12 protein-coding genes are annotated in these 13,891 nt (G+C 73.6%); 9 read left to right on the top strand and 3 right to left on the bottom strand.

Annotation, left to right across the window (positions count from 1 at the left end):
• Nucleotides 1-1,911 precede the first annotated feature (1,911 nt).
• Nucleotides 1,912-2,118 carry a hypothetical protein gene (locus tag OHA64_RS24820; RefSeq protein ID WP_405616628.1) on the bottom strand — a complete coding sequence of 69 codons (207 nt, stop codon included), beginning with the start codon at nt 2,116-2,118 and terminating at the stop codon, nt 1,912-1,914.
• Nucleotides 2,119-2,479: 361 nt separating this feature from the next.
• Here OHA64_RS24820 and OHA64_RS24815 point away from each other — a divergent pair, with 361 nt between their 5' ends.
• The 8 genes from OHA64_RS24815 (at nt 2,480) to OHA64_RS24780 (ending at nt 11,351) form a co-directional block, all read left to right on the top strand.
• Nucleotides 2,480-3,496, top strand: coding sequence for a hypothetical protein (locus OHA64_RS24815; RefSeq protein ID WP_405616626.1), 1,017 nt, complete (start codon nt 2,480-2,482; stop codon nt 3,494-3,496).
• 105 nt (nt 3,497-3,601) lie between these two features.
• Entirely contained in the window at nt 3,602-4,027 is a 426-nt protein-coding gene (locus OHA64_RS24810; RefSeq protein ID WP_389151892.1) for a phage tail protein, read from the top strand.
• Between the two features lie 14 nt (nt 4,028-4,041).
• Nucleotides 4,042-4,767: a peptidase M23 gene (locus tag OHA64_RS24805; protein WP_405616624.1), complete on the top strand. Its 726-nt coding sequence runs from the start codon at nt 4,042-4,044 to the stop codon at nt 4,765-4,767.
• Nucleotides 4,767-6,671: a VgrG-related protein gene (locus OHA64_RS24800; protein ID WP_405616621.1), complete on the top strand. Its 1,905-nt coding sequence runs from the start codon at nt 4,767-4,769 to the stop codon at nt 6,669-6,671. Before OHA64_RS24805 ends, OHA64_RS24800 begins: the two co-directional genes overlap by 1 nt.
• 91 nt (nt 6,672-6,762) lie before the next feature.
• Nucleotides 6,763-7,206, top strand: a complete 444-nt coding sequence (locus OHA64_RS24795; protein WP_405616619.1) for a GPW/gp25 family protein — start codon at nt 6,763-6,765, stop codon at nt 7,204-7,206.
• The gene (locus OHA64_RS24790) at nt 7,206-9,164 is read left to right on the top strand and encodes a putative baseplate assembly protein (RefSeq protein ID WP_405616617.1); all 1,959 of its coding nucleotides are present in this window, start codon (nt 7,206-7,208) and stop codon (nt 9,162-9,164) included. Before OHA64_RS24795 ends, OHA64_RS24790 begins: the two co-directional genes overlap by 1 nt.
• Before the next feature lie 58 nt (nt 9,165-9,222).
• A complete protein-coding gene (locus OHA64_RS24785; RefSeq protein ID WP_405616614.1) occupies nt 9,223-9,780 on the top strand; it encodes a phage tail protein in 558 nt (185 codons plus the stop codon).
• Nucleotides 9,777-11,351: an NADase-type glycan-binding domain-containing protein gene (locus OHA64_RS24780; protein ID WP_405616612.1), complete on the top strand. Its 1,575-nt coding sequence runs from the start codon at nt 9,777-9,779 to the stop codon at nt 11,349-11,351. The genes OHA64_RS24785 and OHA64_RS24780 overlap by 4 nt, the downstream gene beginning before the upstream one ends.
• A gap of 97 nt (nt 11,352-11,448) precedes the next feature.
• Here OHA64_RS24780 and OHA64_RS24775 read toward each other — a convergent pair whose 3' ends face one another.
• Nucleotides 11,449-12,246, bottom strand: a complete 798-nt coding sequence (locus OHA64_RS24775) for an MBL fold metallo-hydrolase (protein WP_405616610.1) — start codon at nt 12,244-12,246, stop codon at nt 11,449-11,451.
• Between the two features lie 390 nt (nt 12,247-12,636).
• Here OHA64_RS24775 and OHA64_RS24770 point away from each other — a divergent pair, with 390 nt between their 5' ends.
• Complete coding sequence (locus OHA64_RS24770) at nt 12,637-13,227, top strand: CGNR zinc finger domain-containing protein (RefSeq protein WP_405616607.1); 591 nt, start codon at nt 12,637-12,639, stop codon at nt 13,225-13,227.
• A 219-nt stretch (nt 13,228-13,446) separates the two neighbouring features.
• Here the strand turns inward: OHA64_RS24770 and OHA64_RS24765 are convergent, their stop codons facing one another.
• Nucleotides 13,447-13,728 (bottom strand): SCO5918 family protein, encoded by a 282-nt coding sequence (locus tag OHA64_RS24765; protein ID WP_405616605.1) that lies wholly within the window; start codon nt 13,726-13,728, stop codon nt 13,447-13,449.
• Between the last annotated feature and the right edge of the window lie 163 nt (nt 13,729-13,891).

Genomic DNA, 13,891 nt, shown 5'->3' with positions numbered 1-13,891 from the left:
GCGGCGCACGCTGCCCACCCGGATCCCGGGCACGGCGTCGTCCGCCGGGGGCGACGGCGGGGGCGACGGCGGGGGCTCGGAAACGGGCGGCGGCGGGGACACCGGTGGCGGCGGGGCGGCCACCGGCAAGGAGCCCGCTCCGGGCAGCGGCCCTCTGCCGGATGCCGGCGGCCTGCCCACGCCGGACGGTTCAGCGCGGGAGTACGACAGCGAGGCACCGACCGTCCAACGGGCACAGCCCGTGCGGCCCGGCGCGACGGGTGTTTCGTCCGACGCGACGGACGCAGCCGACTCCGCCCGTACGGCACCGACTTCCGGCTCGAACATCCCGCACTTCGACACAGGGTCGACGTACGCGGTCCAGTCGGAGGCGACATCTGCGTCCGCCGCGTCCTCCGCGTCCGCCGCCTCGACCGGCGTGCAGCGGTCGGTGAACCCGGGGGACACCTCCACGGCTACGCCCACCGCATCCAAGTCACCGTCTCCGGCGGCCGGTTCGGTCCCGGACGTCCAGCGGAGCGCGTCCACCCCGACGCCGCGTCGCGCGGGCTTGGGCGCGCCGACCCCGCGGTCGGCCGTGCCCGGGTCTGACGGGGTGGACGAACCGACGTTTCACGTGAAACAACGCCCCTCGCCCCCATCGGCCGTCCAGTCATCGGTCCCGCAGACCTCGCCGTCCCCCGAGAGAGCAGTCACCGGGTCCGCCCGGCCGCGCACGCCGTACACCGCACAAGACACGCCTTCGGCCTCGCCCGCCGCCCCACAGGCCCGGCCCTCCATCCAGCGGGCCACACCATCGACTCCGCATCCCGCCACCTCCACCGGGCCGACGCCACAAGGGACTTCACTTTCCGCGCACGAGGCCGCGTCCGCCTCCCGAGGCACGCCGACCGACGCGCACGGCCACGTACCCGCCTCACACAGCACGCCTACGACCACACCCTCCGCGCAACGGGTCACACCGCCGTCCCCGCAGACGTCCCGCTCCACCGAGCCCACGCCGCATGAAGCGGCGTCCGTCGACCAAGGCACGCCGACCGTCCCGCAGGGGACCGCACCCGCCGCCTCACAGGGCGCGCTCTCCGCGCAACGATCCCCGGCACCTGCCCCACACCAGGCTTCCTCCGCGCCGCAGGAAGCCGCGTCCGCCCGCCGAGGCACGCCGACCACCCCGCCGGGAACCGCACCCGCCCCCGACACCACACCTTCCGCGCAGCGATCCACCGCACCTGCCCCGAACCGGACTCCACCCACGCCACGAGAAGCCGTGCCCGCCGCCCAGGGCACTCCGCCCGAAGAGCAGGGCCACGCCCCCGCCTCGCACAGCACATCAACGGCCGCACCGCCCGCGCCCTCCGCCCAGCGATCCACCGCGCCTGCCTCACACGGGACTTCACCCGCTCCACAAGGCGCCCCCTCTACCCCGCACGGAACCTCACCCGCCCCGCAAGGCACCCCGCAAACCCCGCGAGCCACCGCAGCCACCCCGCGCGAGGCGCCCTCCACCTCGCGCGACACGCCTCGGGCCGCACAGACCGCCCCCGCCGCGCAGCAGGCCTCGCCATCCGTGCAGCGGGCTGCGCCGACGGCCCCACGGACCACTCCCTCCGCCCAGCGATCCACCGCACCTGCTCCACACGGGACTTCACCCACCCCACGACGGCCCGCAACCGCACCCCAAGGCGCCCCGTCCACCTCGCAGGTCACCTCCGTCGGCCCACACGGCACCCCGTCCACCCCGCAGGACACCTCAGCCGCCGCACACGACACGCGTCCGACCGCACAGGCCACGCCCTCGGCCCAGCGGGCCACCCCGTCGACCTCACAAGCCTCCCCCTCCGCCGAGCGGGCCACCACGCCTGCTCCGCAGGGGACTTGGCCCGCCCGCGCCCCCGAGGTGCATGCCACCCCTCAGCCCACGCCCGCCGTCCAGCGTTCCAGCGCGCCCGCCCCGCAGGGAACGTCGTCCGCCTCCCACGGCACGCCTGCCGTCCCACCGCCCGCGCCCCATGCCCAGCGGGCCACGTCGTCCGTACAGCGGGCCACGTCGTCGATTCCGCAGCCCAAGTCGGCCGCCGGGCAGGCCACCGGATCCGTTCCGCACGAGGCACCGGTCACCCAACAGGCCACCCCGCCCGCCCCGAACGGGACTTCATCCACTCCGCAGACCACACCGCACGTACAGCGGGCCACACCATCGTCCCCGCCGCCCAAGCCGTCCGCCGAGCAGGCGACCGCGCCCGCCCAGCAGGCCATCGCACCCGCGTCGCAAGGGACGTCGTCCGTCCGACGGCCCACCGCAGCCCCTGTGCCCGCACCGCCCACCCACGTCGGCACCACGAAGGGCACGCCCGTTCAGGCCCCGTCGTCCTCTGCGGCATCCGGCCCGGCGGCCGGCCCCGGACACACCGAACCCGGCGCCACGACACGGCGTCCACGCGGTCTCCCAAGTCCACGGGATGCACGGCCGCTGCCCCCGGTGCAGCGCACCTCCGCCCTGGGCGCCCCCCTGCCGCACCCCACCACCGCCCCGCCGCGAACCCGCCCGGCGCCGGCCGCCCACCGCACCCCCACGGCACCCGCCCGCACCCCGCTCGGCGCCCCCCTTTCTTCCCGCCCCGTCGACGCGACGCCGCTCGGCGGGGCGGGAGCCGTACCCGCCGTACAGCGCACCGCACCCAACCGCCCGGCGGACGCGCAGCGTTCGGGCACCGCGGCCCCAGCACTCCCCGCCGCGCTCACCACCCCTCGTGCGGCCGCCCCACTGCCCTCGCACGCCAAGCCGCCGTCCGCAGCCGAAGGCAACACCGTGCCCGCACCCACACCCGCCGCCGTGCCCTTCCCCCTCACCACACCGACGGCCCCCACCATTCCCACCGCCTCGACCAGCACCACCCCGACGCCCATGCAGCCCACACCGCAGACACCGCCCCGCCCCCCAGGCGCACCCACCGCACCCACCGCACCCACCATCCAGCGCCGCCCGACCCTCACGGCCGTACCCCTGCGTCGTACCGCACCCGGCGCCGAAGCCCGGCCCGTCGTCCACCCCCGGCACGCACCGGCACCGGCCGCCGCCCCGTCGGCGGGCCCGCCGCCCGCAGCCCCCGCCCTGCGGGCCCCCGCCGTCCAGCGCACCCCGGGGAGGGCCGCCACCGCCCCGATCCCCACCCCCACAGCATCCCCACCCACCACCCCGCCGCCCCCGTACTCGCCCCCCGGAAACCCGCCCTCCGGAAGCCCGCCCCCGTACTCACCGCCCGGCAGCCCGCCCCCCTTCTCCGACGGCGCGCCCCCGCCGGCCTACAGCCCAGGGCCGGCGGCGCCGCCCGCGTACTCGGCGGTCCCCAAAGACGCCTTCGACCCCCGTGCCCTGACCGACTTCCAGCTCGACGAACTCACGCACCGCCTGACCGGCCGCATCACCCGGCTCCTGCGCACCGAACTACGCCTCGACCGGGAGCGCATCGGCAGACTCCGCGACCCCCGCAACTGACCGCACCACCCACAGCACCCACAGCACCACCGGCTGCACAACAGGCCGTTTCCCAGCGCAGCGCACCACCCGCAGAACCCGCCCGCCCCCAGAAAGGCCCCCGCGATGTCCCGCGATCTCGACCCGGGCTCCACCATCTTCTTCACCCTGACCATCGACGGCGAGAGCCTCGGTTACTTCAACGGGTGCGAGGGGCTGTCGTCCCAGGTGGAGGTCGAGCACCGGCAGGAGGGCGGCAACAACGGCTTCGTCTGGCAACTCCCCTCCCGTGTCACCTTCTCCACCATCCGGCTGACCCGCCCGCTCACCCCGGACACCACCAAGGTCGCCAAGTGGATCTCCTCGGTGACCACCGGTGTCACCCGGCCCACCGCGCAGATCGCCGCGCTGCGGGCGGACGGTTCGGAGGTCGCCCGGTGGGGCCTGATCGACGTGCTGCCGGTCAGCTGGAAGGGGCCGTCCCTGGATCCGGCCAGTCCGGGGGTCGCGACCGAGGTCCTGGAGATCGCCCACCACGGATTCACGGACTGACGGGAGGAACGACCATGGCCAAGGGAAACAGGGGCGGTGCCGGCAAGAGCCTGGTCCGCGCGACCCTCGCGATCCACGAACCGCCGGTGGGGACGAGCACCACGCCGGGCGGCCTGATCAAGTCGTTCGCGTTGGACTTCAACCCGTCACAGCTGTCGCTGTCGCGCCGCTCCCAGTGGAAGGCGACGCCGACACCGGCCGTACGGGACGGTGCCACACCGGAGTTCATGGGGCCTGAGCCGCGCGAGATGACGGTGGAGATCTTCCTGGACTCCTCGGACGAGCCGAGCAGCAACAGCGTGCTCAAGAAGGTGGAGTCGCTGCTGGAGTGCTGCGAGGTGACCACCAAGAGCATCGCGGCCAAGCAGCCCTCCCCGCCCTGGGTGGTCTTCCAGTGGGGCTCCTTCTCCACGGCCCGGTTCACCGCCTATGTCAGCAGCGTCGAGGCGACGTACTCCCTCTTCGGGACGACCGGTGTGCCGATCCGCGCCACCTGTCAGGTGCACCTGAACGAGATCCCCAGCAAGACCAAGGGCCAGAACCCGACCTCCGGCGCGCTGACCGCCCAGCGGGTGCACCGGGTGGTGGCCGGCGACTCCCTCCAGTCCCTCGCGTGGCGCGAGTACGGCGAGGCGTCCGCCTGGCGGTCGATCGCCGAGGCCAACGGCATCGACGACCCGAGCAGGCTGCCCACCGGCATCGAACTCGTCCTGCCCGCCGCCGAGGAGGTGCGGTTCTGATGGTGCAGTCCGCCTACTCCAGCGTCATCCAGGTCAAGCTCGGCGGCAGTCCGCTCCCCCCGGACTTCGCCCCGCTGCTGGTGGACGGCTGGGTCGACCAGGGGCTCGGGGTGCCGGCCGCGTTCCGGCTCACCTTCCGCGACCCCTACCGGCTGGTCCTCGGCAAACTCGGCGTGAAGTTCGGCACGCCGGTGGTGATCACGCCCATCGCCGACGGCAAGGGCGGCTCAGACCCGCTGTTGACGGGCGAGGTGAGCGGCCTGGAGGCCGACTACGACGGCACCGGATCCTTCACCGTCATCCGCGGCTACGACCACGGTCACCGGCTGATACGCCAACGCCGGGTGGCCGCCTACCGCAACCAGAGCGCCTCCGACATCGCCCGCAAGCTGGCCGCCCAGGACGGCGTCCCGATCGGGCGGATCCAGTCGACGAAGACGGTGTACGAGTTCATCAGCCAGGCCAACGTGACCGACTGGGACTTCCTGGCCCGGCTCGCCGACGAGAACGAGATGGTGATGTCGGTCGACGCGAAGGGGAAGTTCCAGTTCGTGAAGCCGGACCCGGCCTCCGGCGCCCCGGCGGTCAGCACCCCCGGCGACAAGAGCCCGTTCGTCCTGGAGGCGGGCACCGACATCCTGCGGCTGCGGGCCTCGGTGACCGCCGCCGAACAGGTCGGCAGCGTCGAGACCCGCGGCTGGGACGTGACGACGAAGAAGAAGCTCACCGCGACCGCGCCCGCCAAGTCCAACCCGGGCATCAGCATCGGCACCACGCCCGGCGAGGCGGCGGCGAAGTTCAAGCCGGCCAAGCTGGTCGACCCGCAGACACCGTACGACCGGCAGTCGGAGGTGAAGTTCGCCGCCGAGGCCCTGGCCGACGACGTCACCGGCTCGTTCGCCGAGCTGGAGGTCATCGCACGCGGCACACCCAAGCTGCGGCCCGGCCTGCCGGTCACCCTCGCCGACGTCGGCGCGCCCTTCGAGGGCAAGTACACGGCGACCTCCGTACGGCACGTCTTCGGCGACGGCAAGCACTACGAGGCCTGGGTCACCGTCAGCGGACGGCAGTGGCGTTCGCTGTACGGGCTGTCCTCCGGTGGCGGCGGCACGGGCAACGGCCTGCGGCTGCCCGGCACCGCCAACGCCCTGGTCACCGACGTCCGGGACCCGCTCAAGCAGGGGCGGGTCAAGCTCCAGTTCCCCTGGCTCGACGACGCCTACGTCAGCGACTGGACGCGTGTGGTGCAGTGGGGCGGCAAGCGCGGCGGCTCGATCTTCCCCCTCGACGTCGGCGACGAGGTGCTGGTCGGCTTCGACCGGGGCGCCCTGGACCACCCGTACGTCATCGGCGGCCTCTACAACGGCAAGGACAAGCCGACGCCCGTCAAGGACGTGCCCCTGCACGACGGCGCCCGGCAGCGCGCCTCCCGGCACACCCTGTCCGACCGTGACGGCAACCGCGTGGACCTGCTCAGCCAGCGCACCGGCGGCAAGCAAGGCGTGCGGCTGACCAGCGGCGACGACAAACTCGTCATCAATCTGGACCGGGCGCAGACCGAGATCACCGTCGACAGCAAGGGCTCGGTCAGCATCACGGGCAGCCGCTCGGTGTCCATCGAGGCCGGCACGGACCTCTCGCTGAGCGCACGGCGGAACCTGACCATCAAGAGCGGCGGGATGCTCACCATGCAGGGCCGTGGCCTGGTCAACCTCAAGTCGCTCGGCGGTGCGGTGACGGTGGACGCGATGGGCGCCCTGAACCTCAAGGCGGTGGGCGCCACGATGATCACCTCGGGCGGCACCCTCCAGGTCAACTCCATAGCGAACGTGGGCATCCGCGCCGCCACCCTGCTGCTGCAGGGCGTGGTGCTGGTCAACAACAAGCCGTATCCGCTGCCGTGACGGCGACGCGGTCGGCCGGTCCGGTCAGGAATCCGGTCAGGAATCCGGTCAGGAATCCGGTCGAGAAAAGGAGAAGGCGGGTGGCCCTCTGATGGCCGAGCAGTTCGTCGGGTCCGGGTGGGCGTTCCCGTTGCGCATCGGGCCCACCGGAGGCATCGCCCTGGTCAGCGGGGAGCGGGAGATCGAGGAGGCGATCCGGCTGGTGCTGGCCACCGCGCCGGGCGAGCGGCCGATGCGCCCGGAGTTCGGCTGCGCCATCCACGACCTGGTGTTCGCGCCGGTCAACGAGGCCACCGCGGGCCGTATCCAGCACGAGGTGTACAGCAGTCTCGACCGCTGGGAGCCGCGTATCGAGGTCAATGACGTCGAGGTCACCGCCGGCGCCGAGCAGGGCGTGCTGTTCATCGACGTCCGCTACTCGATCCGCGGCACCAACAACCCGCGCAGTCTCGTCTTCCCCTTCTATGTCATTCCCTCCCACGAGGAGCCGGGCACGTCCGACGGCCCCGGCAACTCCCCTGAAAGCGACCGCTGATGGCCCTGCCCTCCCCCAACCTCGACGACCGCCGCTTCCAGCAGTTCGTCGACGACGCCAAGCGCTACATCCAGCAGCGCGCCCCGGAGTGGACCGACCACAACGTCTCCGACCCGGGCGTGACCCTGGTCGAGACGGTGGCCCACATGGCCGACCAGGTCGTCTACCGCCTCAACCGCGTCCCGGACAAGAACCACCTGGCGTTCCTGGACCTGGTGGGCATCCGTCTCTTCCCGCCCTCCGCCGCCCGTACGGACGTCACCTTCTGGCTGTCCGCGCCGCAGGAGGAGCCGGTGCTGCTGCCGGTGGGGACGGAGGTGGCGACGGTCCGCACGGAGAGCGAGGAGGCGGTCGTCTTCGCCACGGAACGCGAACTGGCCGTCGCGCCCTGCTCGTTGACGCATCTGGTGGTCCAGCACCGGGGCGAGCCGGTCGTCGACCGCACCACGGACCTCGTCGAGGGCAAGGACCTGCTGTGCTTCGCGGAGTCGCCCCGGCCCGGCGACTGCATGCTGCTCGGGCTGAGCTCCGCCGTCCCGCACTGCGCGGTCGCCCTGGAGCTGGACAGCCGGGTGGACGGCGTCGGCGTCGACCCGCGCCAGCCGCCCCTGGTGTGGGAGGCGTGGACGGAGGACGGCTGGCAGGACTGCGAGGTGGACCGCGACGGCACCGGCGGCCTCAACCGCCCCGGCGAGGTGATCCTGCACGTCCCCGGCGGCCACGTCCTGTCCCGCTCCGGCGGTCAGGAGGCGGGCTGGCTGCGCTGCCGCGTCACCGAACCGCTCCCGGCCCAGCCCTTCTACACCACCTCCCCGACGGTCCGCTCGGCGGAGGCCTTCACAATCGGGGGCACGGCCCCGGCCCTGCACGCCGAGACGGTGTACGACGAGGCCCTCGGCGAGTCGACGGGCCTGCCCGGTCAGCGCCTGCGGCTGGCCCACGCGCCGGTCGTGGGCGACGACCCGCCGCTGCTCCTGCAGACCGCCGAACACGAGGGCTGGACGGACTGGCAGGTCGTCCCGCACTTCGCCGCCTCCGGCCCGTACGACCGTCACCTCACCCTCGACGCCACCACCGGCGAGATCGCCTTCGGCCCGTCCGTACGCGAGCCCGACGGCACCCTGCGCCAGTACGGCGCCGTCGCCCCCAAGGGCGCGGTGATCCGCGCCCGCCGCTACCGCACCGGCGGCGGCCGCGCGGGCAACGTGGCCCGGGGCGCCGTGCAGGTGCTGCGCACCTCCGTGCCGTACGTCTCGGAGGTCGTCAACCGGGAGGCCGCGCGCGGCGGGGTCGACGGCGAGACCGTGGACGAGGCGAAGGTCCGCGCGCCCATCACGCTGCGCGCCCAGGAGCGGGCGGTGACCCTGCGCGACTACGAGGAGCTGGCCCGCCGCGCCGCGCCGGAGAACGCGCGGATCACCTGCCTGGAAGGCCAGGAGGGTGAGCACGGGGCCTACGCGGTACGGGTGTTGGTGGTGCCGCAGGCCGTTCCCGACCCGGGCGGCCGACTGCGCTTCGAGCAACTCGTGCCCGGTGACGCCCTGTTGGAGCGCATCACCCGGCACCTGGACGAACGCCGCCTGATCGGGACGAGGTTGGCGGTCGGACCGCCCTACTACCAGGGCGTCACCGTCGTGGCCACCGTGCACGCGTTCCGCGGGGTCGACACCGACCGGGTGCGCCGCCAGGCCCACGACGCCCTCTACCGCCACCTCGACCCGCTGACCGGCGGCGCGGACGGGCGCGGCTGGCCGTTCGGGCGGCCGGTGCAGTCCGGGGAGGTCTTCGCGGTACTGCAACGGGTGCCGGGAGTGGAGCTGGTCGACCAGGTCACCCTGCACCCCGCGGACCCCCTCACGGGCAAACGCGGCGACGCGACCGACCGCATCGACCTGGACGCGCCGGCGCTGGTGTTCTCGTACGACCACCGCGTCCGGGTGATCGGGGACGGGTCGTGAGCGGGCGTATCGGGGACGGGGGGCGGCTCGTGGGCACGCCCATCCGGGAGGCCGGCCGATGAGGGGCTCCGTCGACGGGCTCGGCTCGTCCGCGCCGATCGGGATGATGCTGCCCGCGGTGTTCGCCGACGACGACCTCGCGCAGCGCTTCGTGGCCGGGCTCGACGAGGTGATCGCGCCGATCCTGAACGTCCTCGACTGTCTGCCCGCCTACTTCGACCCGGCCCTGGCGCCGGTCGACTTCACCCGCTGGCTGTCCGGCTGGGTCGGCGCCGAGACCGACGGCACCGAACCGGAGCCGAGGCTGCGGGCCGCCGTCGCCGCCGCCGCGTACCTGCACCGGGTGAGGGGCACCCGACGGGGTCTCGCCGAGGCGGTGCGGCTCGCGTTCGGCGTGGAGCCGGAGATCTCCGAGAGCGGCGGTGCCGCCTGGAGCGCCCGACCGCTCGGCCCGGTCCCCGGCGAACCCCGCCCCCACCTGCACGTCACCGTCCGGCTGCCCGACCCGGGCCCGGCCGACGAACACCGCCTGGACGCCCTCGTGGCGGCCGCCCGCCCCGCCCATATGCCGTACACGGTCAAGGTGACCGCGGCCGAAAGGATTCCGGAGAGATGACCACCCAGAACTGCGCCGAGTGCGGCACCCGGGCAGAACCGGGCCAGTCGTTCTGCGACGCGTGCGGCGCCGTACTGAGCTGGACGGACCGGGGACGGACACGTACGGCGGAACGGACCGGCGAGCGGACGGGCGGAGCCGCCTCGATCACCGGTACCAATGCCGGTGCGGGCGCCGGTACAGGCGCCGGTGCGGTCGGAACGGCCACGGCGAGCGGGAGCGGCGCGGCCGGTGACCGCCCGGCGAGCGGGGGCCGTTCGGCCGCCGCCGACAGTGGGGAGCCGATCCCACACCAGACCGCCACGCCCCCCACCTCCGCTTCCGCCTACTCGCCCACCGTCCACGGCGCGTCGACGGCACCCGGGGACACGGAACGCACGGACACAGAGCGCACGGACACAGAACGCACGAGCGCTGATCCCATGCACCCGGGGCCCGCTCCCGCCGCAGGCCCGGCGGCCGACGCCGGCGGTTCCCCGGCCCACCCCGCGACCGGGCAGCAGCCCCACGCCGCCCACCCCGCAAGCACCCCGTACCCCGAGCCGACCCGGCAGCCGACGCCCCCCGCCCCGTACGCCCACCACCCCGCACCCGACGAGACGGCGCCCACCGAACCCGTCCCCGCGGCCACCTCCACCCCGCCCCCCGCGCCTCCCGCGCTCGGGGACACCATGGCCGCCCGCGCCCGTTCCCTTCTCGTCCCCGTCGCCGACCCGGAGGCCCAGCCTCCCGCGCCTGAGGCCGTCGCGCCGGTGCTGCCGGGCCGACCGGTGGCGGACCGGCCGCAGGTGCGGGCGCCGGGGCCCGAGCAGGGCGCCGGGTACGGTCCGCCCTGCCCGTGGTGCGCCACTCCCAACCGGCCCGACCGGCACTACTGTTCACGCTGCGCGATGCCGATGGCCGGGGACGACCACGCACCGGAGCCCCACCGCCCGTGGTGGCGCCGCCTGTTCGGCTTCGGCAACGGCGAGATCCCGTGGGCCGGAGACCGCCCCCGGCTGCGGCGGACCTTCGACCGCGTGGTCACCTGGGTCACGGCCGCTGTGGTCGTCGCCCTCCTGATCACCGTCGCGATCTACACACCGGACGCCATCCAGGCCACCCGGGACCACTTCGCCAAGCGCGCCCCCGTCCCCCCGGACCGGGTCGTGGCATCGCGCTCCTACCCGCAGCACAAGCCCGAGTTGGCCTTCGACATGCTCAACAACACCTGGTGGGGCCCGGGTGTCTCGGAGTCGGCGGAGGGCGAGTGGATCGAGGCCCGCTTCGACGAGCCGACCCGGCTGCTGGACGTGATCATCACGTCGGGCATCTCCGCCCGCACCGAAGACCGCACCAAGTCGGCGCTGCCCCACCGCCTCAAGGCGACGATCACCACGAAGGACGGCAAGGAGACGACTCGTCAGCTCACCCTGGACCAGTCCTCGGGCGGCCAGCGTCGCGCGTTCCGCGTCGGTGAGGTCACCAAGGTCCGCTTCACGATCGAGTCGGCCTACCAGACCTCCGGAAGCAAGCAGGTGTCCATCGCCGAGATCGAGTTCTTCGGCCGGTCGAGCGCGAACTCGTCCTGACCGCACGCCCGCAGGAGTGCCGGGCCGCGGGAGCGACTCCGCGGCCCGGGGAGAAACGTGAACCGCCGAACGTCCGAGGCCGGTGGCTCCGCGCCGTTCAGCCCAGGTCCAGTCGGTCGGCCAGTCCGGCGGCGGTGAACGCGGCCACCAGGTCGTCGCGGCCCTCGGTGAAGTGGGCCCAGCTGTCGCAGTGCGCCGGAACGACCCGGCGGGCGCCCAGGATCCGGGCGGCCTCGGCGGCCCCGGTGCTGTCGAGGACGATCGGCGCACCGTCGAAGAGGGCCGGGAAACGGGGCGCCCCGGCGAAGAGGACGGCGGTGTCCACGGGGCCGAAGCGCTCGGCGATCCGCTCGACCAGGATGAGTGAGGCGTTGTCGCCGCTGACGTAGACCGTGGGCAGGTCGGCGGAGGTCAGCACGAAACCGATCACCTCACCGGTGCTCTCCTCCACGTCCTCGACACCGTCCGGCCCGTGCAGGGCGGGCGCACCGGTCACGGTCACGGTGCCCCCGTCGGGACGGCGCAGTTCCACCGACTCCCAGGGCGCGAGCCCTTGCGCGGTGCCGCCGACGCGGGGCGCGCCACTGGGGGTGGTGAGGGTGACGGGTACGTCGGTGAGGAAGGCCCGGCCGGACTCGTCCAGGTTGTCGGCGTGCTCGTCGTGCGAGAGCAGCACCGCGTCCACGGGGCCGAGGTCGGCGGGGGCGACGGAGGAGGGCGCGGTCTTGGTCAGGGTCGGCCTGCCCGGCCTCGAGTAGTCGCCCGGGGCGTCGAAGGTGGGGTCGGTGAGGATACGCAGCCCGCCGTACTCGATGAGGGCGGTCGGCCCGCCGAGGACACGGACGGGGACCTGCTCGGCGGACGGGCGGGCGGCGGCAGCGGTCGGGAAGGACACGAGAGCAACACCTCACGGATGAGAAGCGGTTTATCCGTGAGAGACGGTAGCGGCTTCTCACGGATGGATGCAAGCCGTAACATGAGAACCGTGGGAACCATGAGAGAGACCGTGACTGGATCGTCGGGGCGGACCGTGGCACCGAAGGAGCAATCGACCGCCACGTCACCACCGACCCCACCGGCAGCCTCGTCGGCCGAGCAGGCGGAGTCGTCGGCCGAGCAGGCGAGTTCGTCTGCCGAGCAGGCGGAGTCGTCGAACCTGCGGACAGGGTCGCCGAAGCTGCGGACAGGGTCACCGACCTCGCGGACGGAGTCGTTCCGGGCACCCCGGGCGGAATCGTCGCCCGCCCAGGCTGACTCGTCACCCGCCCCGGCACAGGCGTCGGCCGTGGCGCCGGAGTCGGTCCTCCCTCCCGCGCCCGGGGCGGAGCAGTACGCCGCCCTCGACTTCGCGAACAGTACGGTCGCCCTGCCCGGCGGTCAGTTCCTGGACTTTCTCGGCACGCCCGCCGCGGCGAACCAGTGGCTCGTCGAGCGCGGCCTCGCCCCGGTGGACGCCGGCATCCAGGAGATGTGCGCGACCCGGCTGAGGGCCCTGCGGGAGCAGATCCGGGCCCTGTTCGCCTCCCGGGTCGACGGCATGCCCGCTCCCGTCGACGCCCTCGCCGCCGTCAACGACGCGCTGACCAAGGCCCCCACGGCATCCCTACTGCACTGGGACTCCGACCGGGGCCTGTACCGCGCCTCCTCCCACCCCACGACACAGATCGTCGACCACGCCCTGGCGATCCTCGCCGCGGACGCCGCCGATCTGCTGACCGGCTCGGACGCCGAGCGCCTCACGGCCTGCGGCTCGCCCCCGTGCACCCGCTTCCTGCTTCGGCACGGCCGCCGCCACTGGTGTTCCACCCGATGCGGCGACCGCGCCCGCGCCGCCCGCGCCTACGCCCGCCGGACCGGCAGCACCAGGACGAACTGACCGCGACCGTTCACATCGGGCCCAGCAGTCCCAGCACCCAGCAGTCCCATCAGCCCACCGGACAGCCCTCGCACTCACACTCGCCGTTCACGCTGGACGAGGCTTCGGCACCGCCGACCCATCAACACCGCCGCGACGACGCCAACGCAACGACGCCGACCCGCCGGCCTGAGGGCCGGTGGATCGGCGTCGGAACGCTGCGTGGAGGTGCGGGCCGGGTCAGCCGAGCGTCGGGTAGGACTCCGAGCGGGCCGCGGGGGTCTCCGGGGGCGCTGTGTGACAGGTGAAGCCCAGGCGGGTGAGCGCCCTGGTGACCTCGAAGGCGGTGAAGTCGCGGCGGTCCTGACGGGTGATGATCTCGCCCACCTGCTTGACCGGGAACACCTTGCGCCCGATGACCACGCAGGCCCCGGTGGCGGCCTCCGGTCGGATGCCCTCCATCTGTGTCTCCACCTCGGACTTGATCAGGTCGAAGGGGTAACGGGCGATCACGCAGCGCATGGGTGCCTCACCAAGGGTCGAGGGAACGGCAGGGGGATGCCTTCGGGGCCGGTGTCGGTCAGCGTCGGCCGGAACGGTGCCCGGCCGTGACCGTGGTCCGCGGACGATGGTCAGCGGGGCTGTGGGTCGCGGACCGGAAGCAGCGAGAGCTGGGTCCGCGAGG

Source organism: Streptomyces sp. NBC_00076 (assembly GCF_045041235.1).
In the GTDB taxonomy this organism is placed as follows: Bacteria; Actinomycetota; Actinomycetes; order Streptomycetales; family Streptomycetaceae; genus Streptomyces.
The sequence above is the reverse complement of the archived record's forward strand: the minus strand, read 5'-3'. Positions and strand labels throughout refer to the sequence as shown.